Here is a 24,633-nt window from a genome sequence, read left to right on the forward strand (position 1 = left end):
CGCCGAGAGCGCTTCGATCCGCAAAGCTGTTGTTTGACCGCTTCCATCCATTGAGAGTCCCACGGTGCCCGTGCCGTCGCGGAGTTCGGAGTTCCGGCAGTGCTTTTCGACGTCACCCGCAGCGAACTCGCCAGCGTCTTCGGCGACGACCGGATCGCGACTCTGCCCGCCACCGCCTTCCCGCCCGCCGCCGCGGACACCGAGGGCGCCCGCCTCCTGCAGACCGTCGGCGTCCCTACCGGGACGCTCCTGCTGCGTCAGCCCGACGAGCACGACGGCCTGCTGCCTCTCGTCCAGGACGTCGTCTGCATCGAGGACTTCGAGGACTTCGAGGACTTCGAGGACTTCGAGGAGGCCGCGGGGGACTGGCCCGTCATCGGCTGGCTGCTCAACGCGCACCTCGCCCTCGACCCTGTATCCGGCAAGGTGCACGCCCTCGACCCCGCCGAGGAGACCGTGCAGGAACTCCACACGGACGTCTCCTCCCTCGTCCGGGTCACCCTCCGGTTCCAGCGCCTGCTCGAAGAGTTCACCTTCAGCGGCGACGAGGACGACGAGGAGGCCGACTTCGAGCGCCTGGACGGCGAGGTCGACCGCATCCGTAAGGAGACGAGCAGCATCGACCCGCTCCCCTTCCAGGACGATGAGACCGTCTGGTCGGTAGTGGGCGATGAGATCGCCATGGGCCAGCGCTTCAAGGGCAACAGCCCAGGAGCCCGCTCGCTCTACGGGTGACGCCGGCCGATGCCGCCCACACTCGGCCTGCCCACGTGATTGCCGATCGCGCGTACTCATCCCGCACGATCCGCGCCTACCTGCGCAGACGGCAGATCCCACACATCACCGCCGCGGTTCTGCAGGTGGCCGCCCGCCTGGCCGCGACCGTGACCGCTACAAGCGCAGGCACAAAGCCGAATGCCGGATTGGGCTGCTCAAGCAGCCCGGGGGAGTGGGCCACGCGCTACAACAAGCTGGCCGTCCGCTACAAGGCGACCGTCCAGCTCACCCTGATGCGGCAGTCGCTTTAACCACCACATGGGTAACCCGCCTCTCCCAGCCAGAGCACCCTCTGCTTTATCGGAGGGCAGTCTTTCGGCCCGAGGCCCGGCCCTCACGGACAGCTACTTTGCGGCTGGTGTCTGAGATAGGACTACGGGGCCGATGGATGTGTTTATGCCTCGGCCTTCTTCATCAGCTCCACCAGGCTGGAGAAACTGTCCGCGGCGTGGCCGGCGTCCATGCCGCGCCGGACGAGGTCGGCGACCGCGGTCGGAAGGGCGGTGTCGACGCCCGCGTCGGCGTTGGTGTGCAGGACGTGTTCGACGCTGGCCATCCCCATGGCCAGGCGGTCTACGTCGCCGAGGTGTTTTCCGGCATCGATGCGCTCGGCGTAGAAGGTGAAGAACCCGGGAAGCGAGTTCGCGGTGTCGGTGGCGTGCTGCAGGACGTCGGTTGCTGTCAGGCCGTTGGCGTGGGCGAGGGCGATCGCCTGCCAGTAGCTCAGCATGGAGGTCCAGAACATGACCATGCCGATCTGGTAGAAGAGCGCGGCGAGTCCCGGGTCCTCGCCCCGGTAGTCGGTCCGACCGGTCACGACTTCGAGCACCGGCCGGTGCTTGTCGAACACTTCACGCGGACCGCTGTAGAAGGTGGACGATGCGGACTGCCCGACCCCGGACGGCGGCACCGTGATGCCTCCGGTGAGCTGCACGGCGCCCCGCTCGGCCGCCCAGCGGGCGGCGGCCCGGGCCCGCTCGGGGGTATCGGAGCTGAGATTGACCAGGACCCGGCCGGCCAGCGCCGTCGCGGCGGGCTCCAGCACGTCGTACATCGCGGCGTAGTCCGTAAGACTGAGGATCACCACCTCGTTCGCGGCGAGAGCCTCCTCGACGCTCGGCGCGAGCACCGCGCCACGGGCCACCAGGGCATCCGCGCGAGACGCGGTGCGGTTCCACAGGGTGACCGCATAGCCACGGTCCAGGAAGGTCGCGGCCATGGCCTGGCCCATGGGACCGAGCCCGATGACGGTGACCGACTGCTTGATGCTGCTCATGACGAGATCTCCACCCCTCACTAAAACGAGCGCTCTATTTAGAGCACAGCGGGAACGTATCACAGCTCTGGAACGAACGCTCTACTCAGTGGACCGATACGGTGGCTGCATGCAGACCAGCAGCACACGGGACCGGATCGTCGTCGCAGCAGCCCGCCTTCTGCAGCGGCAGGGCTACGTCGGCACGGGCATCAAGCAAATCGCCCAGGAGGCACAAGCCACCCTCGGCTCCGTCTACCACTTCTTCCCGGGCGGCAAGGAAGCCGTCGCCGTGGCTGCGATCAAGCACAGCAGCGAGGAATTCGCGACGCTCCTCCGGACAGCACTGGACAGCGACGAGGACCCGGCGGAGGCAGTGATGGCCAGTGCCGGGCAGCTCGCCGAGGAACTGCGCGAGTCGGGCTGGACCGACGGCTGCCCCGTCACGGCAGCAGCCCTGGAGACCCTCGGCACCGACTCGGAGATCCAGCAGGCGTGCGCCGATGCACTGCGCAACTGGGAGCAGTTGGTCCTCGACAAGTTGCTGCGCTGCGGCTTCCCCTCCCAGAGCGCCCGGGAACTGGCGATCACCATCATCGGCGCCTTGGAAGGTGCCGAAGTCACCGCCCAGGTCAACCGCAGCGAGGAACCACTGCAGGCGGCGGGCCGGCAACTCGCCCGTCTTGTGCGCTCGTACGAGGTCGACTCACCCCGCCGGCACGCGGGCGACGTCGATCGGAGAGACAGAACCGCCGGGCGGCGAGCCCCGACGCGCCACGGCCAACCATGCACGAGCTCGTAAGGCGTGTTGCATAAGGCTGTGATGTGATCTGGCAGGTCAAGGCCGGTTTCCGGTGGTTCTGGTCATGTTGGCAGGGCGAGGTTGCGCATCTGTGCAGGTCAGAGTGGGATGGTTCCGGGGCCCGGGTCAGCAACTGGCCGGCATGGGACCGACCTCGGTTCCGTTGATGCTGACTGCAAAGGGCGTCCAGGGGCGTCCAGGGGCGTCCAGGGGCGTCCAGGGGCGTCCAGGGGCGTCCAGGGGCGTCCAGGGGCGTCCAGGGGCGTCCAGGGGCGTCCAGCCGGTCCAGGAGGAGCGTTCAAGGCCATGTCAGGGCCTCATGTCTCGACGAGTCCGCACAGTCGGCGAGAGCCGTAAATATCACTTTGTGTTAGCCTCGGATGTTTGGACGGCTGTGACGGCTGGCGACTCCGTCCGTGCGGTTCCCTTGTTCGTCGGCTGCTCATTCCTGCCGGGCCTTCCTCGGTACTTTCCCCATGTGGAAGGCTCTTCATGAACCACCCGGACGGCCCCGGCACCTCGCACGGCGACCTTGCCCGGCCAGTGCCCCTCGCTACGACGGTGTCCCCGGCCGCCTTCGCCGACATGGAACTGCCGGCCGAGATTCTGCGAAGGCTCGACGAGCTCGGCGTGCGCGAGCCCTTCCCGATCCAGGCGGCCACGCTGCCCAGCGCCCTCGCGGGACGCGACGTCCTGGGGCGCGGGCGCACGGGATCGGGCAAGACGCTCGCCTTCGGCCTGTCGCTGCTCGCACGGACGGCCGGGCGGCGCGCGGAGGCGAAGCAGCCCCTCGCTCTGGTCCTGGTGCCCACCCGGGAACTGGCCCAGCAGGTCACCGAGGCGCTCGCGCCGTATGCCGACGCACTCCGGCTGCGGATGGCCACGGTCGTCGGCGGCATGTCGATCGGTCGGCAGGCCGCAGCGCTGCGCGATGGCGCCGAGGTCGTCGTCGCCACCCCCGGCCGCCTGCACGACCTCATCGAGCGCAAGGCCTGCCGCCTGGGACGAGTGCGGATCACCGTTCTCGACGAGGCCGACCAGATGTGCGACATGGGCTTCCTGCCGCAGGTCACCGAGGTGCTCGACCAGGTGCACGCCGACGGCCAGCGGATGCTGTTCTCGGCCACCCTGGACCGCGACGTCGACCAGCTGGTCCGCCGCTACCTCCACGACCCCGTCGTCCACTCCGTCGACCCGTCCGCGGGCGCGGTCACGACGATGGACCACCATGTGCTGGTCGTCCACGGCCCCGACCGGTACGCCGTCACCACGGAGATCGCCGCCCGCGACGGCCGCGTCCTGCTGTTCCTGGACACCAAGCATGCGGTCGACCTGCTCACCCGGCATCTGCGGGCCAGTGGAGTGCACGCTGCCGCCCTGCACAGCGGAAAATCCCAGCCGCAGCGCACGCGGACGCTCGCGCAGTTCAAGAACGGCCAGATCACCGTCCTGGTGGCGACCAACGTCGCGGCCCGTGGTCTGCACGTCGACGACCTCGACCTCGTGGTCAACGTCGACCCGCCCACCGACCCCAAGGACTATCTGCACCGCGCGGGCCGCACGGCCCGGGCCGGTCGGTCCGGCAGCGTCGTCACGCTGGTGCTGTCGGCCCAGCGCCGCGAGACGAGCCGGCTGATGGCCGAGGCCGGCATCGAGCCGACGGTCACCAAGGTGCGCTCGGGCGAGGCGGCGCTGAGCCGGATCACCGGAGCCAAGGCCCCCTCCGGCACCCCGCTCGACGGCGGGCCCGCCGCACCCCGGGCCAAGAACACCAACGTCCCCTTCCGCGGCCTGGGCACCAGCAAGGACGCCTCACGCGGCACCGGCGGCAAGTCTCGCAAGGCAAACGAGGCGCGCAAGCTCGCCGAGGCCCGCAAGGCGGCCCGGGTGCGGCGCGGAGACTGAGAGCCGCTGCCCTGATAGCCGCGGATTCCCCTGCCGTCGACGCGGCCTGCGCGAACTGCCGGTTCATCGCCTGCTGACCGTGTACGCCCGCCCTCACCCCGACCCGCTCACCCTGGCCTTCATGGACACCCTGACCCGGCATGCCCGAGCAGGTGCGGGCGGGGCAGTTCAGACAGCCTGCTCGAGCAGGTCTTGCGAGAGGGTCCACAGGCGCTGGGCGTTCGCCGGGTCGAGGGCGTAGCGACCTCGCCCTGCTGGCATCGGCCCCGCCGTTCCGCGCACCCGACAGCGAGTCGCCCCCGCCGGCGCTGCAGACGCTCAGCGGCCCGAGATCGTCCACACCGCCCGGGACTGGCTGGCGAAACTACATCTGGTGGCCGCGGGCTGCGGACTGACCACCGTGTCCTCCGCAATGGCCGCCGCCGCGCCACCCGGCGTGCGCATCCTGCCGGTACGCGGCGGACCCCAAGAGCTGCGGCGCCTGCTCCTGGCCCGGCTTCCCCAGCCACCCACCGAACCCGCCCTCCGCCTCGCAGCCGCCCTGCGCACCGCGGCCCTCGCCACCGACACCGTCCCCGATCCGTGACGCATGCCCGCCGCTCGGGCGATTGCGCGCCACGACGGCGTGCAGCATCCGGCTTGGGCACCGCTGCCCCGGTACCCCGCCCGCGGTCCAGCCGCGGTGCTCGGGCCGCGATGCCACGGGAACTCAGCGGTCCTGGCCCGCCGGGCCGGATAGGCCGGCTGGGGCCGTTCGTGGAACCGGCTAGGGCCGGGGTGCATTGACGACCTGGGTGGTCAGGGCGCGGGTGATGGCGCGTGCCACGGTGATCACGGCGGGGATGTGTGCGGCCGGTTGGCTCTGCTCGGTCGGAGGTTTCCGCGGACGCGGGGCCGCTGTCCCTTCGTACCGCTGCCGTCGTGCGAGCTGTTCACCACAAGCTCCGCGGATCGCGCCGGACGGGTCGTGAGCAGGGTGCGCCATCGCTCGTAGTACTCCGCACGGTAGGGAGGCTCTGGAGGCAGTCCTGCTCGACCTCCAGGCGCAGTGCGCGGTGCAGCCGCACATACGCGCGGACGGCAGGTGGCACAGCCGCAGAGCGGCTGGCGCACATGTGGGTGGCGTCGCTCAGCCCGAACCGGGCACGGGCAACTGCTCGAGGCTACGATCAGTCCTGCGCGGTTCCAAGGGCATTGCGCAGGAACGCCGTTGCCTGGTCGATGGCTCCGCGGGCGGCTTCGGAGCGACTCAGCGAGTTGAGCATCATGAAGTCGTGGACCGTGCCGTCGTAGCGCACCGTGGTCACCGGAACGCTGGCTGCCCGGAGCTTCGCGGCGTACGCCTCGCCCTCATCGCGCAGCACGTCGGCTTCGTCGACGATCAGCAGGGCGGGCGGCAGGCCGGAGAGTTGCTCGATGGTGGCACGGTTGGGAGATGCGGTGATCTCCGCGCGTTGGTTCGGGTCGGTCGTGTAAGCGTCCCAGAACCATTCCATCAGCTTGCGGCTCAGGTAGTAGCCGGTGGCGAATTGGTCGTAGGAACCGCTGTTCATCGCCGCATCCGTGACCGGGTAGTACATCGACTGCTGTACGAACGTGACGTCACCGCGCTGCTTGGCCATGAGGGCGAGTGCGGCGGTCATGTTCCCGCCGACCGATTCCCCGGCCACTGCCATGCGCTGTGCATCCAGCCCCTTGAAGGCCCCCTCGCGGGCGATCCACTGAGCGGTGGCGTAGCCCTGCTCGATGGCCACCGGATAGTGCGCCTCCGGCGACGGCGTGTACTCCACGAAGGCCACTGCCGCACGGGCGCCGACCGCCAACTCGCGCACCAGACGGTCGTGGGTACCGGCATTGCCCAGCACCCAGCCACCGCCGTGCATGTACAACACGACGGGCAGCGTTCCGGTGGCGCCCTGCGGCTTGACGATGCGTACCCGTACATCGCCCACCGCTGCCGGAACCGAAACCCACTCCTCGTCGACCGATAGCTTGTCGACCGGCGCGGCCTGGAGGTCGTCGAGCACCTTGCGCGCTGCGGTCGGATCCAGCTCGTACAGGAACGGATGTCGCGAGGTTGCGTCAGCGAGCTCCTGCGCCTCGCGCTCGAGGACAATTGAGGCGGTTCGACCAGTCATGGGAATGCTCCCTGGAGCGCATCGTGACGAGCGCAGGGCGTGAAGAGCGCCGCGCTGCGCTCGGGCTGCGGAGCGGTGGGCGGAGCCTCCGCCCTTTTTCAGCCCCTGATGGGTGTATATACCGACTGCAGTACGGTGAGCGCCGTCTTCCATGCTTCCGAGCGCGGCTGGTTCCCGGCTCTACCTGCCGCCTGTTCATTGTTCGGCATGGCGAGGTCTCCAGTGGCGGGCCGGCCGGGTCAGGTGAGCCAGTCGGTGTAGTGGGTGGGGGCGATGCGTGCGTCGCCCTTGGTGGTGAGCACATCGCCGTCAACGGCGGCGAACATGCCGGCGGTGTCGTCGGTGACGACCGTGCGGCCGTCGGGTCGGGTGTTCAGGGTGATCCGGCCGAGTTCGTCGAGGGGATGGACGTCGGGCCCGCCGATGTTGAGGGTGGCGTTCAGAGGGGTACCGGCGGCGACTTCGGCGACGGCGTCGGAGAGGTCCTGGGCGGCGATCGGCTGGAGTGGGGTGGTGGGCAGGCGGACGGTGTCGCCCTCGGTGGACCAGGACATGACGGCGGCGATGAACTCCATGAACTGGGTGGCGCGGACGATCGAGTAGGGGATCGGCCCGGCCTTGAGGATGTCTTCCTGCAAGACCTTGGCGCGGTAATAGGCGAGGTTGGGCACCTGGTCCGCGCCGACGATCGAGAGGATGACGAAGTGCCCCACCCCGCCCTTGTGGCCGGCGGCCAGGAGGTTGTCCATCGAGGTCTGGAAGAAGGCGGGAGAAGCATCGTCGAAGGTCGGGGAATTCGTCAGGTTGACGACGCCGTCGGCTCCGGCCACCGCCTCCTCCACGCCCCGGCCGGTGATCACATCGATACCTGTAGACAGCGAGTGCGGCACGGCCTCGTGCCCGGCGGCCTTCAGCTTCTTCACGACCTGCGACCCGATCAGACCGGTACCGCCGATGACGGCGAATTTCATGGGTCACCTTTCGTTGTGTATCGATAGGTCATGCGTCCAGATTGGGGCAACGCAGTGCATGGCGCATGCCGGCCCCCTCGCGCCCGTGCCGGTTCAGGCGGCAAGGCCGTCGATCGCCACGGGAAGGTGGCGGGGGCCACGCAGGACCGGGTTGGCGCGGTAGGGCGGCGGGTCCGCCATCAGCCGTGGATTCTTGATTCGTCGGAAGAGATGGGGCAGGGCCAGCTGCGCCTCCATCCGGGCCAGCGGGGCGCCGAAGCAGTAGTGGATGCCGGTGTAGAACCCGAGGTGCTGGTTGTCCTCGCGGTCGGGGTCGAACCGGTCGGGATCCTCGAAGCGCTTCGGGTCGCGGTTGGCCGAGGCCAGCAGAAGCCAGACCTGCGCACCCTTGGGGATGGTGGTGCCGGCGATGTCGATGTCGGACAGGGCGACGGTGAAGGGGATGAACTGGACCGGCGGTTCATAACGCAGCACCTCCTCGACGAGCGGGGCGACCAGGCCCGGTTCGGTCCGGAACCGCTTGAGGATGTCGGGGTGGCGCAGCAGCGTGAGCGTCGCGTTGCTGATCAGGTTGACGGTGGTCTCGTGGCCTGCGATCAGGAGCAGCATCGAGGTGGACACCAGCTCCGCCGTCGACATGCTGCCGTTGGGGCCGGTTTCCTGGGCGAGGTAGCCGAGGATCCCGCTACCGGGGTGGCGCCGCTTGGCCTCGATCAGGTCGGACAGGTAGGCGCCGAGCTCGCGGCGCGCATCCCGTGCCTTTTCTTTCCCTTGGCGGGGGTCGAGGCCGGACGCCACGGTGTCCGCCCAGCCATGGAAGCGGGGTTCGTCCTCGTGTGGCACGCCGAGAATCCTGCAGATGGCCGTGATGGGAAGGGGGTAGGCGAAGTCTTCGACGACGTCGACCTCGTCCTTGCCCTCGAGCGCGTCCAGCAGGTCGGTGATGGTTCTGGCGATGTCATCCCGCATGTCGTGGAGGAACCTGGGGCTGTGCGGGGGGCCGAACGGCCGCATCGTCGTGTTGCGCAGCCGGTCGTGCTCCGGCGGGTCGTGGAAGAGGAAGCTGGGCGGCAGATTCGCGTCCTCCTCGGCCACGGCGGGGCCGCCGGCGCCCGGGGCGCGGTTGCGCAGGTCGTTGCTGAGCCGCGGGTCGTTGGCCAGGCTCCGCACCTCGTAGTACGTGCTGACCAGGTAGGAACCGTCGTCCTGACGGGTGACCGGCGACTCGCGCAGGGCGGCGTAGAGCGGGTACGGATCGGCGCGATTCGCGAAGTCGGTGATCTGCGCGGACATGGTGCCGAGGGCCATGGTGTCTCCCTGTGGTGGCGGTCCGGGGCGAGGGTCAGGCACGTGGTGCGGTGAACTGGACGCACCGCTCGGTCGGTGAGTGGCCTGTCAGGGTGACGGTCGGCTCGTGGGTGGGAAGGCGGGGGTCCGGGAAGGCTGGGTCAACGGGCTGCAGTGTGTCGGTGCGGCGGTCCACCATCGCGTAGTCAGGGGGGAACGACGCTCCGGTCTCTATCTGCTGTTGATAGAACCCGAGCCACTTTCCCGAGTCGAAGGAGGCCGCGGCGATGACCCGGCCGCGATACCCGTACACCGCGACGAACCGCTCCTCGGCGAGCGCGCCCTGGGCTATGACCAACTGGTCGCCCATCGTGGGCACACCAACCGACTTGATGTTGACGCCGAACTGGACGGACCAGAACATCGGCACCCACAGGTGCGGGCGACGGTCCGGGCTCGCGCTGACCATGTTGTGTGCCGCGATCTGGGCCTGTTCCACCGCGTTGCCCCAGTGCTCCAGTGACAGGAACTGGTAGCCGAACAGCGGATGGGGGCTGCGGGCGACGTCACCGGCGGCGTAGATGTCATCGGTGACGATGCCGTTGACGTCGAACACCCGGCACCCGGCGTCGCAGGCGATGCCCCTGGGGCCGGCCGCCAGCCCGGAACCGGCGAGCCACTCGGTGTTCCGGATGGCGCCGAGGGATACCACCGCCACGTCGACGTCGATCGCCGATCCGTCGGACAGGTGGGCACGCCGGAGCCGCCCGGCCTGGTCGCCCTCCAGCGCGGTGACGCTGACACCGCAGCGCAGATCCACTCCATGATCGCGCTGCAGCCGCGCCGCCACCGCGGCGACCACCTCGCCGAGGGCGCCCACCAACGGCGCTGGGGCGCGTTCGGCGACGGTCACCTCCACGTCTCGCTCCCGGCAGACGGAGGCGATCTCGGAGCCCGTGAAACCGGCGCCGATCACCAGCACCCGGCGCGGGCCGGCAGCGAGTTTCCGGGACAGCCGGGCGGAGTCGTCGCGGGTACGCAGCACGAAAACCCCGTCCAGCGCCGCCTCTTCCGGATGGAACCAGGGCCGGGCCTTGGTCCCGGTCGTGATCAGCAGGCGGTCGTAGGGAAGGACGTCGCCGTTCGCCAGGCGTACGTGCTTGGCGGTCCGGTCCAGGCCCGTGGCGGCCACACCGAGACGCCATTCGGCGTCGATGTCGCGCTTGCGCGGCAGCGCGGTGTCCTCGGCGGCTTCCATCCCCAGCAGCACCTGCTTGGACAGCGGGGGCCGGTCGTACGGCTCGTACGGCTCGTCCCCGACCAGCGTGAGCGACCCGGTAAAGCCCAGGTCGCGAAGCGTCTCCGCCGCGCGCAAGCCGGCCAGCGACGCACCGACGACGACGATCCGGCCCTTCCGGCGGAGAGCCTGGACATCGGCGTCAGCCGACATGGCCCTCTGCCCCCTTGGCCGGTTCGTCGGAGAAGTCGACGAGAACGGCCTGGACCGGGCAAGCAGCCGCAGCCTGCTCGACTTGGTCACGCAGTCCCTCGTCGAAGCGGGAGGTGAAGAGCAGCGCCTCCCCGCCGTGCAGTACGAAGACGTCCGGGGCGAGGAAGGCGCACTGCGCGAATCCCTGACACCGGTTGAGATCGACGACAAGCCTCATCTGGAACCCCGCTCCTTGCTCGGGCCGCGATGACCGCAGGCTCCGCAGCCTCTCTGCGCTCGGTTCACTCGAATGGTCGGCGACATGCCCTTCTTCAGGATCAGCTCGGCGGGAGGGCCTCGCAACATGAGTGCAGCGCAGTCGGCGTCACCCGCTCCCACCAGGCCTTACGGAGCAAGACCAGCACGCACCCGGACACCCTGCCCCCCCCCGCCGAGACCGAGCCGGTCATGGTGACGCTCGTGCCACAGCAGTCCGATCTCCTCGATGAGCTCAGAGATCACCCCGGGCGGTAGCCCTGTGGCACGACAATCACGCACGAGCTCGTAAGGGCTGTCCCATAACCGGTCTTTGAGTCGCTGCGGACCGATCGACGTTGTACCGGCTGGGCTTCATCGGCTAGAGAACTCTCATTGTCACCGGGACAGCCCCAGGAACCGGGTAGCCGATTCCCACGCCTGATGGCCGTGCTCGGCGGAGTAATGGGGACTCCCGGGATCGCAGAAGCCATGGCGACAAGGATAGATCTCTGTCACCACATCTCTACGGCCTGCCAGCTTCTCGGCAACTGCCGGTGCCGAGAAGCTGGGCTCCTGCGCCGCGAAGACCACGAGGCACGGCGCGGCCGGCTGGACATCCAGGTGGTCACGGATCCGAGATCCGTAGAAGCACACAGTCTTGTCCACTGCGCCTGTCCCGGAAGCGAGCCATGCGCTGGTGGCTCCGACGCTGAAGCCGATGCAGAGCACTCTGCGATATCGCTCACGCAGGCCCCCGGTGAACTGCACGAGCGCTTGGCTCATACTCATCACGCCAGGGGCCCGCATGAATTCCCGGTATGCCTGGTGCTCGTCCTCCCGGGGATACACGAGGCCCGACGGCAGAAAACTGGGCGTGAAGACATCGCACCGGTAGGGGCGAAGCATCCTGGCAACGCCGATGATGTGGTCGTTGACACCGTAGATCTCGTGGGCAACGACCACAGCAGTGTCGTGACTGTGGTCACCCAGCGATCGGCTTGTCATGAAGGGAATGTAACCGAACTCGCGAACTAGATACTCACTGGATACTCAAGGGGAGGCAGCTGAGTTGGCGCTTGCTGTGCGAGCCGTGAGCTCGCTAATGGCTGTCGGGTAGCTGCTGGTCAGGCGTGAGGTCGTTTGGTGGTGGCTGGTGTGATCACGGCGTCCGCGCCGTCCTGCACAGCGCGTTCACCGGGCTGAGCCCGCGTGCCTTCGGCAACGCGATCCCTTCCTCACTCATCGCTGGCCGGGCTCGATACGTCTTGTGGGCCGGTGGGGGCGGGGGCATGTGGCGGGTGGCGGGGGAGGAGTGCGGCGGCGGTGAGGCCGGTGAGTCCGACGACTGCCAGGGTGATCATGGCCGCGGCGTAGGCGTGGCTGGTGAGGCCGGCGACGAGGATGGTGCCGGCGATGGCGGTGCCGAGGGAGGAGCCGAGGTTGGAGATGCTGCGGGACAGACCGGAGATCTCGCCCTGCTGGGCTTCGGTGAAGCTGGACTGAACGATGTTGACGGAGGGGGTGAGCATCACGCCGAGGCCGAGGCCGATGAGGAGCAGTCCGGGCGCGAAGGCCCAGGGGCTGGGTGAGCCGGCGACGACGAGGGTGAGAACGACGATGCCGGCGATGGTCGTGGCGAATCCCGTGAGGATGAGCGTGCGTTGGGCGCGGCGCTTGGCGAGGCGTTCGGCTGCGAGGGAGGAGACGAGGATTCCGAGGGTGGCCGCGGTGAAGATCACGCCGGTCTGGATCGCGTCGTATCCGCGGACGACCTGTAGGTAGGAGGCCACGGTGAAGGACACCCCCATGAGGAGCAGCCACTGGGTGTTCTGGGTGGCGAGCCCGAGATTGGAGGTGCGGCTGCGGAACAGGCTGGTGGACAGCAGTGGCTCCTTGCCGGCCCGTTCCCTGGCGCGGACCCACTGGAAGAAGCCGGCCAGGAAGAGAGCGCCGAGGACGAGCAGGGCGAGCATCAGCCAGATGTTGTTGTCGGTGGCAAGGATGCCGGTGATGACGAGGACGAGCCCGATGGCGGACAGGAGGGTGCCCACGGTGTCGAAGGGGCGGGTCGGGTCCGGCGGCAGGGGGTCCTCGATGCGGCGGCTGAGGACGATGATCGCGACGATGACCAGGGCCTGGAACACGAACGCGGCGCGCCAGCTGAGGGCCGAGGTGATGAGCCCGCCGATCAGTGGCCCGGCCGCGGCGCCGATTCCTCCGAGCGCCATGATCGTCCCGAATGCGCGGGCGCGTGAGGTCGTGTCGGTGAAGAGCAGTGTGGTGAGGATGTAGACGGGCGGGATGAGCAGGGCGGTGCCGACGCCTTCGAGGATCGAGTTGCCGAGGATGAGGACGCCCAGGCCCGGTGCCATGGCGCTCAGCAGGGCGCCGACGCCGTACACGACGAGGCCGGTGAGCAGGCACCGCTTGCGGCCGTAGCGGTCGGTCAGTTTGCCGCCGGGGATCATCAGAGCGGCCATCACCAGCAGGAAGATGGTGATGGCGATCTGGACGCCCTGCACGGTGGTGTCGAGGTCCTCGCTGATGTCGTTGATCATCACGTTCATGTTGGAGCCGGCGAAGCTGCAGATGAACTGGGCGAGGGCCAGCGGCGCGATGACCCGCCGCAGGCCGCCGGGCGTCCGCGCGGTCGGGGCGGTGTCACTCACCGGCGCCACCGCGTTCTGCCTTGTCGAGGTGCTCGTCGAGGGCGATGGCCGCGGCGACCAGCGCGAGGTGGGTGAATGCCTGGGGGAAGTTGCCGATCTGTTCGCCGGACGGGCCGATCTCCTCGGCGAACAGGCCGACGTGGTTGGCGTAGGTCAGCATCTTGTCGAACGCGTAGCGGGCCTGGTGCAGTCGGCCCGAGTGGGCCAGTGCCTCGACGTACAGGAAGCTGCAGAGGTTGAAGGTGCCCTCGGAGCCGCGCAGCCCGTCCGGGGAGGCCTCGGGGTTGTAGCGGTAGACGAGGCTGTCGCTGACCAGCTCGTGTTCCATGGCGTCCAGGGTGCTGAGCCAGGCCGGGTCGGTGGGCGAGAGGAATCCGACGCGGGGCATGAGCAGGAGCGAGGCGTCCAGGACGTCTGTGGCGTAGTGCTGGACGAAGGCCTGCCGCTGGTCGTTCCAGCCGTGTTCGATGATCTGCCGGAACACGGTGTCGCGCTCCTGCGTCCAGCGGGCGGTGTCGGCGGGTCTGGAGTAGGCCGTGGCCAGCCTGATGCCGCGATCGAAGGCGACCCAGGTCATCAGGCGGCTGTAGGTGAAGTCCTGTTGCCCGCCGCGGGTCTCCCAGATGCCCTCGTCGGGCCGGTCCCAGTGGTCGGCGAGCCAGTCCAGCATGCCGGCGAACGCCTTCCAACCGCGGATTCCCCCCATCTCGCCGGCCTCGGCCAGAGCGTCGGCGGCCTCGCCGTAGATGTCGAGCTGGATCTGGTCGGCAGCCGCGTTGCCCGCCCGTACCGGGGCCGAACCCTCGTAGCCCTCCAGATGGTCCAATACCTCCTCGGTCAGGTGAGGGTCCCCGTCGATCCGGTACATGATCTGTAGAGGATCGCCGGAGGTGGCACCCCCGGCGTCGAGACGCTCGCGCAGCCAGCGACGGAAGGCCGCCGCCTCGTCGGTGAAGCCGAGGTCGGACAGGGCGCTGACGGCGAGAGAGGAGTCGCGGATCCAGGTGTAGCGGTAGTCCCAGTTGCGCTCGCCGCCGATCTGCTCCGGCAGTCCCATGGTGGCGGCGGCGATGGGAGCGCCGGTGGGGGCGTAGGTGAGCAGTTTGAGGGTGATGGCCGAGCGGTTGACGATGTCGCGCCACCGACCGCGGTACGTCGAGGAGCGCAGCCACCCGTGCCAGAACGCCCGGCACGCCTCCAGCTCCGCCCAGATGTCGTCGGGTGACAGCGGGCCCGGGGCACCGCCGCCGCCCGCGTCGCTGGTCAGGACCACGGCAGCGGTCTGCCCCGCGGCAAGGGTGCAGCGGGCGGTGAGGTCGTCGTCATCGGGGTGGAGCACGAACGGGTCGGTGACCTGCAGGTGCAGATCGGAGTCGGGCCCGTGGAAGACCACCGCCGCCTCGCCGGTCCGCTCCAGGGAGTGCGGGGCGCGGCCGTAGTCGAACCGCGGCCGGCAGGTCAGGCGGAAGTCCAGGCTGCCCCGCACAACCCGCACCAGCCTGACCAGGCGGTGCCGGTCGGTGGGGGTGGCGTCGGTCAGGGGGGTCATGAAATCGGCGACCTCACCGACGCCGCCCGGCGCCATGAAACGGGTCACCAGGACGGCGGTGTCGGAGAGATAGAGCTGCCGGACCACCGGCTCCTGGCCGCCCGGCAGATGGGCGGACAGCCGGCAGTACCCTCCGCGTTCGCTGTCCAGCAGCGAAGCGAACACGCTGGGGGAGTCGAACCGCGGCGTGCACCACCAGTCGATCGTCCCGTCGGAGGAGACCAGCGCGGCGGTCTGGAGGTCACCGACCATCCCGTGATCGGCGATCGCCGGGTAGCCGCTCATAAGAATCTCCCGTCGTCCGTTGAAGCCGTGGCGGCGTTCGACGCCTGGACAGGAACATCAGGGTGCGACCTCGGGAAACGCCCAGCCCGAGAGACCCGGACCCGCGCCCCGGCACGGGCCCGCCTGTTCGGCCTGCCGATCACACAGCCAAACGAGATGGGACTCCGACAGCGCCTGCACCAAGACATGGCTCGTCATGCCCTCAGGCGCATTCTGCCGCGAGATTTCCGGCGCGGCCGGATGACGCGCGGTGACCGCACGGGGTGACTCTGGTGGCCACCGCCTGCCCGACATGCGGAGCGGACCAGCTCAGGAAACCTTCGAAGTGGTCCCCGACCTGGCTGAACGCCTTGACCGTCTCTGGCCGCGGCGACAAGTCCGTCCTCTCGGGCGCTGACCTGCTCTACTGACGTCGTCAGCGCGAGCAGTGGCGGCTGCCGGCCGAAGGCGCCCCGGATGACGCGACAGCCGACTACCTCCACCGCCACGTCGAGCCCACTGCCCGCGCCATCGACGGCCTGGAGAAGGCGCTGGCCGGCCTCGGCCCCCTCGACGACGCCCTCGCCCTGGACCTGCGCAAACCCCAGGACTACGTCCACCGCGTGTGGTCCACCGCTTTCCGCGCCGTCGACCTCGCCGACGCGTGCAGCGACGAGCAGGACGAGTACAGCGATACGTGCACAGCCGACGGCGACGACCCCGAACTGGACGCTGCATGAACACCGCCACCGTCCCTGAACCTCGCACCGCGGCGGCCCTGGCCGCACGCCGCCGCAAGACCGAAGCCGTCCTTGAACGCGTCCACTAGGCCATCGCCCGGCTCCGACGCGAGAAAGCCGCGCCGAACCGGCACCGAAGTCCTGATCCCTCCCACCCAATCACTCCACGGCCCGTCCATCGCCCCGGTGGTCGGGCCGTCCTATGAGACCTCCCAGGCGAGTTACAGCAACTGTCCACGGCGGCAGGCAGCGCCACTGCCCCAGTTCCCGCAAGGACCTGTGCAGGAGGGCACTTGGACAGGGAAATCGCAACTTCGACATGGCGCGCAGAGGCAGCTACCTTCACCTGGTCTTCGGTGATCGCCCACCGTCGCATAGGAGTTCCTTCAGGCTGAGCCACCCGCTACGGGATGAGTCGGTCACGCCCCAGGAATCCTCGCCCCGATGCGTAAGCCACCGAACCGGGTCCACACCAGGCACCCTCAACCAGGGAGAGACGCATGCCCCATCTTGCGCTGTACACATTCGGCGTCCTGAAGTCACCTATCGCCGATCCCTCACCTCTCACGCGCGAACTCCGCGACAGCGGCAAGGCCATCTACCGGAAGATCAGCCAGCACCCCGGATACCTCGATCGTGCTGAAGCGGCAGACCGCAGCCGGGGCACACACTTCGACTTGGACTGGGGTGCATGGGGAGAGTTCGCCGTACCGACCTGGTACGGCAAGGGCCGCACTGTGGAAACCGCTGCCCTGGACGCGACCCTCTCACTCTGGACCGACCTGCGCCCCGCCTTCGACGCCATCTACACCGGTCTGCACCGTGAGGCACTCAACAGGCGTTACGACTGGTTCGAGAGGACAGCACACCCGAATTACGTGTGCTGGTGGGTCTCCGACGGCATGATACCCACCTGGCAGGACGGGGTTTCCAGGCTGGAACACCTCCACGACCACGGCTCCGCGCCGCACGCCTTCACCTTCCGCCACTCATTCGCCCCGGACGGAACTCCGACCAGGATCAAAAGCATCGGGCCGAAGAGCGACCAGGTTCACTGACAAGGAAGCCTGAACGACTGGATTCACTGTCAAACGCCTCGATTGAATGACGGCGAACAGCAACGGCCTGGCTTTGTTCACGAACTCGGTTCTCGTGAACAAAGCCAAACGGCTCCGACTCCCCGTCATGGACATGTAGCCTATGAGTGTCCGCAGTTCAGAGCCGGTTCACGGGCTCCTGCGGTCGGTAAAATTGAATACCGGGGTGAGTTCCAGCTCCTGGTCCGCGAGCGCCTCGGGAAGGAGGCCGCCTCCCAGGTGCTGTGGTCCGCCCCGCGGGTGATCTGCATCGCGGAGAACTTCACCCGCTACGACCTCCACGCCGTCCACGAAATGGGCCGCACCATCGACCTGGTCACCTACCGCTGCTTCGGCGACAGCCTCCTCGCCTTGGAGACCGTCGCCTCCATCCAGGAGCCCGGCAGCCGCAGAAGCATTTCCCTGCCGTTCAACGCCTATGCACCGACTCCTGATCGCCACATTCCGCGGCGGCCGTCGTAAGCCAGGGTTGCCCGGCAGTAGTGGCGCCGACGGCGGCGACGGAGCGTGATCATCACCCCCACCACCCAGGGCGATTGCAAAGTCTTGGTGATCTCGTAGGTGTGCGGGTCAAGGACGTGCGGCAGGCGGGTCAGCTCAGGTGAGGAGTTTCGCGAGCAGAGCCATCTCGGTGGGCGGGTCGATCACCGGCTGGATGAGGAGTTCGTCGACGCCGGCCTGTTCCATGGTGGTGATGCGGGCGAGGAGGTCGTCGCGGGTGCCGACCAGGGCCAGTGTGTTCATCAGCGAGGGCAGGACCAGGTCCCGGTCCTGCGGTGCGATGCGTCCGAGGTAGTTGGGGTAGAGCTTGGTGTGCCGGTCCGGCGCGGTGGCGGTAGTGCCGCGCCGGTCGAGGAGCCGCCGCACCGCCTCGCGTTCCTCGAGGCCGAGTTGCTCGGCGAAGGCGGGTGTGTCGGCGGCTGTATCGGCGGCGAAGGCCAGCAGCGACAGGACGAGGTGGCCCGTCGCGTCCCGGGCCGCCTCGCCGTGGGGGTCCTCGTCCTCGTCGAGTAGGTGGAGCGAGGTGACCACGTAGGAGTCCGCCCGGGAGCCCGTGGGGGAGTCGGGGTCGCGGGGTGTGCCCTGGGCGGCGTGGCGGCGGGTGTCGTGCAGCGCGTGCCAGGCGGTGGGGTCCAGCAGGCCGAAGGAGATGAGGCCGGTGCCGCGGCGGCCGGCGACGGCGGCGGCCTTCGGTCCGAGCAGCGCGGCCACGACGAACTCGATCGGGTCGGCGGTGTTCACGTGCGCCCCGGCGTGCAGGAACCGGATGTCGCGGACCCGGTCACCTTCGCGGTACTCGGTCGAACGTCCGGCGCACAGGTCCTGCAGTGCGACGGTGAAGTTCTCCAGCCTGTCCGCCGTGGTCGGCCGCATGCCCAGGGTGCGCCGGGCGGTGTTTCCGGTGCCGACTCCGCAGATGATCCGGCCCGGTGCCAGGGCGTTGAGGCTGGCGAGCCCGCTCGCGGCGGCCGGAGCCGAGCGCAGCGCCGGTGAGGTCACGCCGATGCCGAGCCTGATGCGGCTGGTGGCCTTCGCACACAGGCTCAAGGCGACGAAGGGGTCGCCGTGGACCATCGGGGTGTCGTTGACCCAGAAGCTGTGCAAGCCCAACTCCTCGGCCCGCACGGCGAGGTCCTCCACACCGGGCTGCGCGGCGACAACGACGCCTGCACGCATCAAAACCTCCAAGGTGCGAGGATCGAATCGAACCCGCTCAGCATGGCAGGTCCCGGCGCAGGGCCGTCCATGCCGTGTCTCGTCAAGACCCTGTCGCCGTACCGGGTGGCGGGCATGTCGCTGACGGAGCGGCTGGTCAGGTTGCCCGGCCCGCGCCGTAGGCGGGGAGTACGTCATCCGTTCGTGAGTGTGGTGCTGATCGCGGCGTCCGCGGTAGTGGCCGGCGCCCGCTCATACACGGCGATCGGGCAATGGGCCGCTGCGGCCCCGCAGACCACCCTGGCCCGGCTGGGTACCCGGGTCGTCGGCGCCTTCGCGGTGCGTATCGCGCCCAGTGCAGCGACCATCCGCCGGGCGCTGGAGCGGGTCTGCCCAGGCGGGCCGGCCGACTTGGCCGGTGGCGATCCGGCCGGGGCTACCACAGTCGCAGTGGACCGCAAAGAGTGCCCGCGGCTCCCGCAACGGCCACGTCCCGTCCGCACATCTGCCGGCCGCGACGGCTGGCGACGGGCAGACGATCAGTCAGCTGTGGGTGCCGGACAAGACCAACGAGATCACGGGCTTTGCCCGGCTGCTCGCGCCCTTCGGCTTGACCGGGATCGTCGTCACCGCCGACGCGCTGCACACCCAGCGCGAGCACGTCCGCTTCCTCACCCGGGACCAGCGGGACCAGCAGGCGCACTACCTGCTGGTGGTCAAGAACAACCAGCCGTCCCTGTCCACGGCGCTGCGCCCGCTGCCTGGAGCCGGGTCACCGCCCGCCATGCGGCCCGCAGCCGCGGGCATGGTCGGCGTGAACGGAGGGTCGTCAAGGCGCTGACCGTTGACGGGCTGGAGCCGGACTTTCCTGGCACGATCCAGGCCGCTCGGATCATGCGCGCCAGATCACACGACTTGGCAACAGCCCTGGGTGCGGTAGGGAGGGATAGAGCCGCTCGCGCGGTCGCGGGACAGGTCGGTGGGGCGCTGGGCGGTGAGTGCGCCGACACGTGCCCGCGTCTCAAGAACCACGACTACGACGGCGACTGCCATCGTCATCTGGCTCCGCGACCTCGCCAAAGAGCCATCAGACACCACCTAGGCGTTTCAGGGTCGGGCGGCGTCGGGCCGAGGGAGGCTCCGAGGCTTCCCCGGCCCGATGCCACGGCAAGTGCGCTGCCCTCAGAGCAGGCCAGCCGCCTAGTGGATCAAGGCTCCGACGAAGGCGTGGATCCCGGCCACGGCCCAGCTCAAGAGCTGACCGGTAATGGGCAAGAGCATCGCTGCACTCCTGTCATATGGGCCGCTCATCATCGCGGCCTGGTGGCCGGATCAACGACGCCCCGTCCGGTCGGACACGTCCTAACTGATACGCACGTGGCAAGGGCGGTGATCACTGGTACCCGTCGTCATGCCGTAAGACCTCGCCGACCTCTCACCGGCTGACCGAGACCCGAACGAGGCTCCCGCCCGCCCCCGGTCGTCGGTCAGGCGTCAGGCGCATCTCAGCGCCGGAGGGCTACAGGGGCCTTATGTTGGCGGCCTGCAGGCCCTTGGGGCCTGTCTTGACCTCGAATTCCACCTTCTGGTTTTCCTGCAGGACCTTGAAGCCCTCCTGCGGCGGTGGAGGCTCTGCGCACGCTCCGGGCGGAGCGTCCGGACGTCAGCTCTGCGGTGCGTGCTCGTCGCAGGGACAAGAGCTTCCCCCTGACCTCGTCCCAGCTCGAGCGGCATGTGGCAGGCGTCGTCCAGCAGGCCCTCGGATTGGCCGTGGATTCGTGCGCGGGCTCACGCGTCCTCGATCACCGGATACGGCACATGCGTGCGCCCGTTCGGGTCGATGGCCAGGCGTCCGCCGGCCGGCGGGCGGGCCCGCTGGGCGCAGTCGCGGCGCTCGCAGATGCGGCAGCCCAGGCCGATCGGGGTGGCGGCCCGGGGGTCGTCCAGGGGGACACCACGGGCATAGACGAGGCGGTGGGCGTGGCGCAGTTCGCAGCCGAGGGCGACGGCGAAGTCGGCGCGCGGAGCGTGGTGGCCGAGGCCGCTGCGGGTGACCGTACGGGCGAGCCAGAAGTACCGCTTCCCGTCCGGCATTTCGGCGACCTGGGTCAGTATGCGGCCCGGCGCGGAGAACGCCTCGTACACCGTCCACAGCGGGCACGTGCCGCCGAGGCGCGAGAAGTGGAAGTCGGTCGCCGACTGGCGCTTGGAGATGTTGCCGGCCCGGTCCACCCTCAGGAAGGAGAACGGCACCCCGCGCTGCCCGGAGCGCTGGAGGGTGCTCAGCCGGTGGCAGACCGTCTCGAAGCCGACACTGAAGCGGGCCTGCAGCAGCTCGATGTCGTAGGACAGTTCCTCCGCCGCGGCGCGGAAGGCGGTGTACGGCATGAGGAGCGCGCCGGCGAAGTAGTTGGCGAGGCCGATCCGGGCGAGGGACACCGATTCCGGTGAGACGAGGGCCGGGCCGGTGGCGAGGGCGTCGATCAGCCCGGACTGCTCGGTCAGGGCCAGCTGGGTGGCGAGCTGGAACGCCCGTTGCCCGTCGCTGAGCCACGGCGACAGGAACACCAATCCGGTTCGGGGATCGAAGCGGCGGACGTCGACCGCACGCGTTCCGGACGCCGGGACGGCCTTGATGCCGTGGCGGGCTTCGAGGCGGGCGGCGACCGCGTCGGCAGCCCGGCCGGGCCGCAGCCCGGTCCCGTCGCTCTGCGCGAGCTCCTCCGCTGTACGCTCGGCCGCCTCGTCCAGCAGCGCGAAGTGGTTGTGGTGCTCGTAGAAGAAGTCCCGTACCTCGTCGTGCGGTTCGGCGGGCGGCAGTACGGCGGTGTCCCCCGGGCCGGCGAGGGCGGCGGCGCGTTCGGCGGCGTCGCGGTAGCGGCGGTGCAGCGCGACCAGGGCGCGGGCGACCTCCGGGTGATCCCGGGCGATCTCCGTGACCTCTTCGGCGGGCGGTGGAGTCCCGGTGCCGCACGCCTCGTCACCGAGGGCGGCCCGCAGGTCGGTGGCCAGGCGTTCCTCGTCGGCTTCGGAGAAGAACTCGGGGTCGACTCCGAAAACTTCGGCGATCCGCAGCAGGACAGGGGCCGTCAGCGGGCGCTGGCTGTGCTCGATCTGGTTCAGATAGCTCGTGGAGATGCCGAGGGAGCGCGCCAGCTCCACCTGGTTGAGCCCGTGCTCGCGCCGTAGCCTCCGCAGCTTGGCGTGTGCGTAGATCTTCCGGACCGGCGTCCTCGTCATCCGCTCACCTTCCGCCCCTCGTCTTGCGAAAAATAGCATCCGCATCTTTCGCAAGATTCGCAGTTTCACAGCTCCTGCCTGGACGGATTCCACAGAATGGAGCCGTCGCTCTCACGGCCCACGGCGGGCAGTGTCCGGTGTGTACGCAGCATCCGACGCACGCCGCGAGGAGTCCCGTGATCGACCATCAGGTACGTGTCCACCCCAGCGCCGACCGGCTGCCCCGCGAGCAGCAGCTCGCCTGGAAGCTGGCCGCCGTAGCCACCGGCACCGAGCATGTGGCCCCCGAAGCCGCCGCGATGGCCGTCAACCGGGTCATCGACAACGCCGCGGTCGCCGTCGCCTCCCTGCGCCGCCGCCCGGTGGCTGTTGCCCGCGCCCAGGCGCTGCCGCACCGCTCCACGCAGGGCGCCTCGGTGTTCGGTGCCGGCCCCGCCGTGCGCGTGTCCCCGGAGTGGGCGGCCTGGGCCAACGGGACCGCGGTCCGTGAGCTGGACTTCCACGACACGTTCCTGGCCGCCGACTACTCCCACCCCGGCGACAACATCCCGCCCCTGCTGGCCGTCGCCCAGCACACCGGCCGCACGGGCGCCGACCTGCTGCGCGGCATCATCGCCGCGTACGAGATCCATGTGGCCCTGGTCAAGGGCATCTGCCTGCACAAGCACCGCATCGACCACGTGGCGCACCTGAGCGCCGCCACGGCCTGCGGCCTCGGCGCGCTGCTGCGGCTGCCGACCGAAACGGTGTACCAAGCGGTGCAGCAGGCCGTGCACACCACCACCGCGACCCGTCAGTCCCGCAAGGGCGAGATCTCCAGCTGGAAGGCGTATGCCCCCGCCTTCGCCGGCAAGGCCGCCATCGAGGCGGTGGACCGGGCGATGCGCGGCGAGAGCTCCCCGTCACCGATCTACGAGGGCGAGGACGGCTTCCTCGCCTGGATGCTGGACGGCCCCGGCGCCTCGTACACCGTCTCGCTGCCGGAGCCGGGCGAGGCCCGGCGCGCCATCCTCGACACCTATACCAAGGAGCACTCCGCCGAGTACCAGGCCCAGGCGGTCATCGACCTGGCACGGCGGCTGAGCGAGAAGGCCGGACCGCTGGACGGCGTACGCGAGATCGTGCTGCACACCAGCCATCACACCCACCATGTGATCGGCTCCGGCTCGGGCGACCCCCAGAAGTACGACCCGCAGGCCAGCAGGGAAACCCTGGACCATTCCGTGCCGTACATCTTCGCCGTGGCGCTGGAGGACGGCACCTGGCACCACGAACGGTCGTACGCGCCCGAGCGCGCGCAGCGCCCGGAGACCGTCGCCCTGTGGCGGAAGATCTCCACGGTGGAGGACCCGGAGTGGACCCGCCGCTACCACGACCCCGATCCGGCCCGCCGCGCCTTCGGCGGCCGGGCCGTGATCACCCTGGCCGACGGCACGGTGATAGAGGACGAGCTCGCCGTCGCCGACGCACACCCGGCCGGCGCCCGCCCCTTCGACCGCCAGGGCTACACCGCCAAGTTCCGGACGCTCGCCGAGGGCATCGTCCCCTCCGGGGACCAGGAGCGGTTCCTGCAGGCGGCGAGCCGGCTCGCCGAGCTGGATGCGCCTGGACTGGACGGCCTGTTCCCGGCCGTCGACCACGCGTTCCTCGCCGCGTACGACTCCGCACTGCCGATGGGCCTGTTCTGATGCTCCACACCCGCACCACCCCAGCCGAACGCCGCCGGGACCTGCGCGAGAAGCTGGCTTCCGGCCGCCTGCTGCGCGTGCCGGGCGCCATCAGCCCGCTGTCCGCCCGGCTGATCCAGGACACCGGCTTCGACGCCGTCTACCTCTCCGGCGCCGTCCTCTCCGCCGACCTCGGGTTGCCGGACATCGGCCTGACCACGGCCACCGAGATCGCCGGCCGCGCCCAGCAGATCACCCGGGTCACCGACCTGCCCGTCCTCGTCGACGCCGACACCGGCTTCGGCGAACCCATGAACACCGCACGCACCGTGCAGCTCATGGAAGACGCCGGCCTGGCCGGACTGCACCTGGAGGACCAGGTCAACCCGAAGCGGTGCGGCCACCTCGACGGCAAGAGCGTCGTGCCACGCGAGGAGATGGTCCGCCGGGTACGGGCCGCCGCCGACGCCCGCCGCGACCCGGACTTCCTGCTGATGGCCCGCACCGACGCGCGCGCCGTCGAGGGGCTGCCCGCCGCCATCGACCGGGCGAAGGCGTACGTGGACGCCGGCGCCGACGCCGTCTTCCCCGAGGCGCTGGCGGACGAGGCCGAGTTCGAGGCGTTCCGGAAAGCCGTGGACGTGCCGCTGCTCGCCAACATGACCGAGTTCGGCAAGGGCCGCCTGCTGGACGTCACCACACTGGAGAACCTCGGCTACAACATCGCCCTCTACCCGGTCACTCTCCTGCGCCTGGCCATGGGCGCGCTCGAGGAGGGACTGCGCGTCCTGGCCGCCGAGGGCACCCAGGAGTCCCTGCTGCCGCGGATGCAGACCCGCTCCCGGCTCTACGAACTCCTCGGCTACGACGAGTACGCGGCCTTCGACTCGACGGTCTTCGACTTCACCCTCCCGCCCGGCACCTGACAC

General features: G+C 69.4%; 19 protein-coding genes and 4 pseudogenes. 11 read left to right on the plus strand and 12 right to left on the minus strand.

Annotated features, from left to right (window positions below; all coding sequences use genetic code 11):
* Positions 1–99: 99 nt before the first annotated feature.
* Together AB0G59_RS05100 and AB0G59_RS05105 are read left to right on the plus strand one after the other, a co-directional pair.
* A complete protein-coding gene (locus AB0G59_RS05100) occupies positions 100–735 on the plus strand; it encodes an SUKH-4 family immunity protein (RefSeq protein WP_360908143.1) in 636 nt (211 codons plus the stop codon).
* A 20-nt stretch (positions 736–755) separates the two neighbouring features.
* Positions 756–907: pseudogene (locus tag AB0G59_RS05105) on the plus strand (IS5/IS1182 family transposase); the annotation flags it as partial.
* A 264-nt stretch (positions 908–1,171) separates the two neighbouring features.
* On the opposite strand, the gene AB0G59_RS05110 reads toward AB0G59_RS05105, so the two are convergent.
* Positions 1,172–2,053 carry an NAD(P)-binding domain-containing protein gene (locus tag AB0G59_RS05110; protein ID WP_360908145.1) on the minus strand — a complete coding sequence of 294 codons (882 nt, stop codon included), beginning with the start codon at positions 2,051–2,053 and terminating at the stop codon, positions 1,172–1,174.
* Between the two features lie 109 nt (positions 2,054–2,162).
* Here AB0G59_RS05110 and AB0G59_RS05115 point away from each other — a divergent pair, with 109 nt between their 5' ends.
* The 3 genes and pseudogenes from AB0G59_RS05115 to AB0G59_RS05125 all read left to right on the plus strand — a co-directional run.
* Positions 2,163–2,834, plus strand: coding sequence for a TetR/AcrR family transcriptional regulator (locus AB0G59_RS05115; protein ID WP_360908147.1), 672 nt, complete (start codon positions 2,163–2,165; stop codon positions 2,832–2,834).
* A gap of 492 nt (positions 2,835–3,326) precedes the next feature.
* Positions 3,327–4,739 carry a DEAD/DEAH box helicase gene (locus AB0G59_RS05120; RefSeq protein WP_360908149.1) on the plus strand — a complete coding sequence of 471 codons (1,413 nt, stop codon included), beginning with the start codon at positions 3,327–3,329 and terminating at the stop codon, positions 4,737–4,739.
* A 242-nt stretch (positions 4,740–4,981) separates the two neighbouring features.
* A pseudogene (locus AB0G59_RS05125) lies at positions 4,982–5,325 on the plus strand (LysR family transcriptional regulator); the annotation flags it as partial.
* 583 nt (positions 5,326–5,908) lie between these two features.
* Here AB0G59_RS05125 and AB0G59_RS05130 read toward each other — a convergent pair.
* From AB0G59_RS05130 to AB0G59_RS05165, 8 genes are all read right to left on the minus strand, one after another.
* Complete coding sequence (locus AB0G59_RS05130; protein ID WP_360908151.1) at positions 5,909–6,877, minus strand: alpha/beta hydrolase; 969 nt, start codon at positions 6,875–6,877, stop codon at positions 5,909–5,911.
* Between the two features lie 239 nt (positions 6,878–7,116).
* The gene (locus tag AB0G59_RS05135) at positions 7,117–7,848 is read right to left on the minus strand and encodes an SDR family oxidoreductase (RefSeq protein ID WP_360908153.1); all 732 of its coding nucleotides are present in this window, start codon (positions 7,846–7,848) and stop codon (positions 7,117–7,119) included.
* Positions 7,849–7,941: 93 nt separating this feature from the next.
* Positions 7,942–9,156 (minus strand): cytochrome P450, encoded by a 1,215-nt coding sequence (locus AB0G59_RS05140; RefSeq protein ID WP_360908155.1) that lies wholly within the window; start codon positions 9,154–9,156, stop codon positions 7,942–7,944.
* A gap of 34 nt (positions 9,157–9,190) precedes the next feature.
* On the minus strand, positions 9,191–10,585 hold the full coding sequence (locus tag AB0G59_RS05145; protein ID WP_360908157.1) for an FAD-dependent oxidoreductase: 1,395 nt from the start codon (positions 10,583–10,585) through the stop codon (positions 9,191–9,193).
* Entirely contained in the window at positions 10,575–10,802 is a 228-nt protein-coding gene (locus AB0G59_RS05150) for a ferredoxin (protein WP_086569655.1), read from the minus strand. The genes AB0G59_RS05145 and AB0G59_RS05150 overlap by 11 nt, the downstream gene beginning before the upstream one ends.
* Before the next feature lie 416 nt (positions 10,803–11,218).
* The gene (locus AB0G59_RS05155; protein ID WP_360908159.1) at positions 11,219–11,827 is read right to left on the minus strand and encodes a dienelactone hydrolase family protein; all 609 of its coding nucleotides are present in this window, start codon (positions 11,825–11,827) and stop codon (positions 11,219–11,221) included.
* 230 nt (positions 11,828–12,057) lie between these two features.
* Positions 12,058–13,491: an MFS transporter gene (locus tag AB0G59_RS05160; RefSeq protein ID WP_360908161.1), complete on the minus strand. Its 1,434-nt coding sequence runs from the start codon at positions 13,489–13,491 to the stop codon at positions 12,058–12,060.
* Complete coding sequence (locus AB0G59_RS05165) at positions 13,484–15,325, minus strand: glycoside hydrolase family 15 protein (RefSeq protein ID WP_360908163.1); 1,842 nt, start codon at positions 15,323–15,325, stop codon at positions 13,484–13,486. Before AB0G59_RS05165 ends, AB0G59_RS05160 begins: the two co-directional genes overlap by 8 nt.
* Positions 15,326–16,544: 1,219 nt before the next feature.
* Between AB0G59_RS05165 and AB0G59_RS05170 the strand changes: the two genes are divergently transcribed.
* Both AB0G59_RS05170 and AB0G59_RS05175 read left to right on the plus strand, forming a co-directional pair.
* Positions 16,545–17,102, plus strand: a complete 558-nt coding sequence (locus tag AB0G59_RS05170) for a DUF3291 domain-containing protein (protein WP_360908165.1) — start codon at positions 16,545–16,547, stop codon at positions 17,100–17,102.
* A gap of 258 nt (positions 17,103–17,360) precedes the next feature.
* Positions 17,361–17,603, plus strand: coding sequence for a hypothetical protein (locus AB0G59_RS05175; RefSeq protein WP_360908167.1), 243 nt, complete (start codon positions 17,361–17,363; stop codon positions 17,601–17,603).
* 135 nt (positions 17,604–17,738) lie between these two features.
* Here AB0G59_RS05175 and AB0G59_RS05180 read toward each other — a convergent pair whose 3' ends face one another.
* Positions 17,739–18,818 (minus strand): LLM class flavin-dependent oxidoreductase, encoded by a 1,080-nt coding sequence (locus AB0G59_RS05180; protein ID WP_360908169.1) that lies wholly within the window; start codon positions 18,816–18,818, stop codon positions 17,739–17,741.
* Positions 18,819–18,932: 114 nt separating this feature from the next.
* Between AB0G59_RS05180 and AB0G59_RS05185 the strand changes: the two are divergent.
* Positions 18,933–19,130: pseudogene (locus AB0G59_RS05185) on the plus strand (transposase family protein); the annotation flags it as partial.
* 220 nt (positions 19,131–19,350) lie between these two features.
* Complete coding sequence (locus tag AB0G59_RS05190; RefSeq protein ID WP_360908660.1) at positions 19,351–19,638, plus strand: hypothetical protein; 288 nt, start codon at positions 19,351–19,353, stop codon at positions 19,636–19,638.
* A 678-nt stretch (positions 19,639–20,316) separates the two neighbouring features.
* Here AB0G59_RS05190 and AB0G59_RS05195 read toward each other — a convergent pair.
* Together AB0G59_RS05195 and AB0G59_RS05200 are read right to left on the minus strand one after the other, a co-directional pair.
* Positions 20,317–20,412 (minus strand): annotated as a pseudogene (locus AB0G59_RS05195) (cold shock domain-containing protein); the annotation flags it as partial.
* Positions 20,413–20,585: 173 nt separating this feature from the next.
* Positions 20,586–22,037, minus strand: coding sequence for a short-chain fatty acyl-CoA regulator family protein (locus tag AB0G59_RS05200; RefSeq protein WP_360908171.1), 1,452 nt, complete (start codon positions 22,035–22,037; stop codon positions 20,586–20,588).
* A 176-nt stretch (positions 22,038–22,213) separates the two neighbouring features.
* Here AB0G59_RS05200 and AB0G59_RS05205 point away from each other — a divergent pair, with 176 nt between their 5' ends.
* Together AB0G59_RS05205 and prpB are read left to right on the plus strand one after the other, a co-directional pair.
* A complete protein-coding gene (locus tag AB0G59_RS05205) occupies positions 22,214–23,725 on the plus strand; it encodes an MmgE/PrpD family protein (protein WP_360908173.1) in 1,512 nt (503 codons plus the stop codon).
* On the plus strand, positions 23,725–24,630 hold the full coding sequence (prpB, locus tag AB0G59_RS05210) for a methylisocitrate lyase (RefSeq protein ID WP_360908175.1): 906 nt from the start codon (positions 23,725–23,727) through the stop codon (positions 24,628–24,630). The genes AB0G59_RS05205 and prpB overlap by 1 nt, the downstream gene beginning before the upstream one ends.
* The last annotated feature ends 3 nt before the right edge of the window (positions 24,631–24,633 follow it).

Origin of the sequence: Streptomyces sp. NPDC021096 (genome assembly GCF_040641275.1) — a bacterium.
Classification (GTDB): domain Bacteria; phylum Actinomycetota; class Actinomycetes; order Streptomycetales; family Streptomycetaceae; genus Streptomyces.

What these genes read in the sequence shown, in the direction of transcription:
- AB0G59_RS05110 (WP_360908145.1), bottom strand. Translation starts at nt 2,053, where the DNA reads ATGAGCAGCATCAAGCAGTCGGTCACCGTCATCGGGCTCGGTCCCATG.
- AB0G59_RS05115 (WP_360908147.1), top strand. Translation starts at nt 2,163, where the DNA reads ATGCAGACCAGCAGCACACGGGACCGGATCGTCGTCGCAGCAGCCCGC.
- AB0G59_RS05120 (WP_360908149.1), top strand. Translation starts at nt 3,327, where the DNA reads ATGAACCACCCGGACGGCCCCGGCACCTCGCACGGCGACCTTGCCCGG.
- AB0G59_RS05130 (WP_360908151.1), bottom strand. Translation starts at nt 6,877, where the DNA reads ATGACTGGTCGAACCGCCTCAATTGTCCTCGAGCGCGAGGCGCAGGAG.
- AB0G59_RS05135 (WP_360908153.1), bottom strand. Translation starts at nt 7,848, where the DNA reads ATGAAATTCGCCGTCATCGGCGGTACCGGTCTGATCGGGTCGCAGGTC.
- AB0G59_RS05140 (WP_360908155.1), bottom strand. Translation starts at nt 9,156, where the DNA reads ATGGCCCTCGGCACCATGTCCGCGCAGATCACCGACTTCGCGAATCGC.
- AB0G59_RS05145 (WP_360908157.1), bottom strand. Translation starts at nt 10,585, where the DNA reads ATGTCGGCTGACGCCGATGTCCAGGCTCTCCGCCGGAAGGGCCGGATC.
- AB0G59_RS05150 (WP_086569655.1), bottom strand. Translation starts at nt 10,802, where the DNA reads ATGAGGCTTGTCGTCGATCTCAACCGGTGTCAGGGATTCGCGCAGTGC.
- AB0G59_RS05155 (WP_360908159.1), bottom strand. Translation starts at nt 11,827, where the DNA reads ATGACAAGCCGATCGCTGGGTGACCACAGTCACGACACTGCTGTGGTC.
- AB0G59_RS05165 (WP_360908163.1), bottom strand. Translation starts at nt 15,325, where the DNA reads ATGAGCGGCTACCCGGCGATCGCCGATCACGGGATGGTCGGTGACCTC.
- AB0G59_RS05170 (WP_360908165.1), top strand. Translation starts at nt 16,545, where the DNA reads ATGCCCCATCTTGCGCTGTACACATTCGGCGTCCTGAAGTCACCTATC.
- AB0G59_RS05180 (WP_360908169.1), bottom strand. Translation starts at nt 18,818, where the DNA reads ATGCGTGCAGGCGTCGTTGTCGCCGCGCAGCCCGGTGTGGAGGACCTC.
- AB0G59_RS05200 (WP_360908171.1), bottom strand. Translation starts at nt 22,037, where the DNA reads ATGACGAGGACGCCGGTCCGGAAGATCTACGCACACGCCAAGCTGCGG.
- prpB (WP_360908175.1), top strand. Translation starts at nt 23,725, where the DNA reads ATGCTCCACACCCGCACCACCCCAGCCGAACGCCGCCGGGACCTGCGC.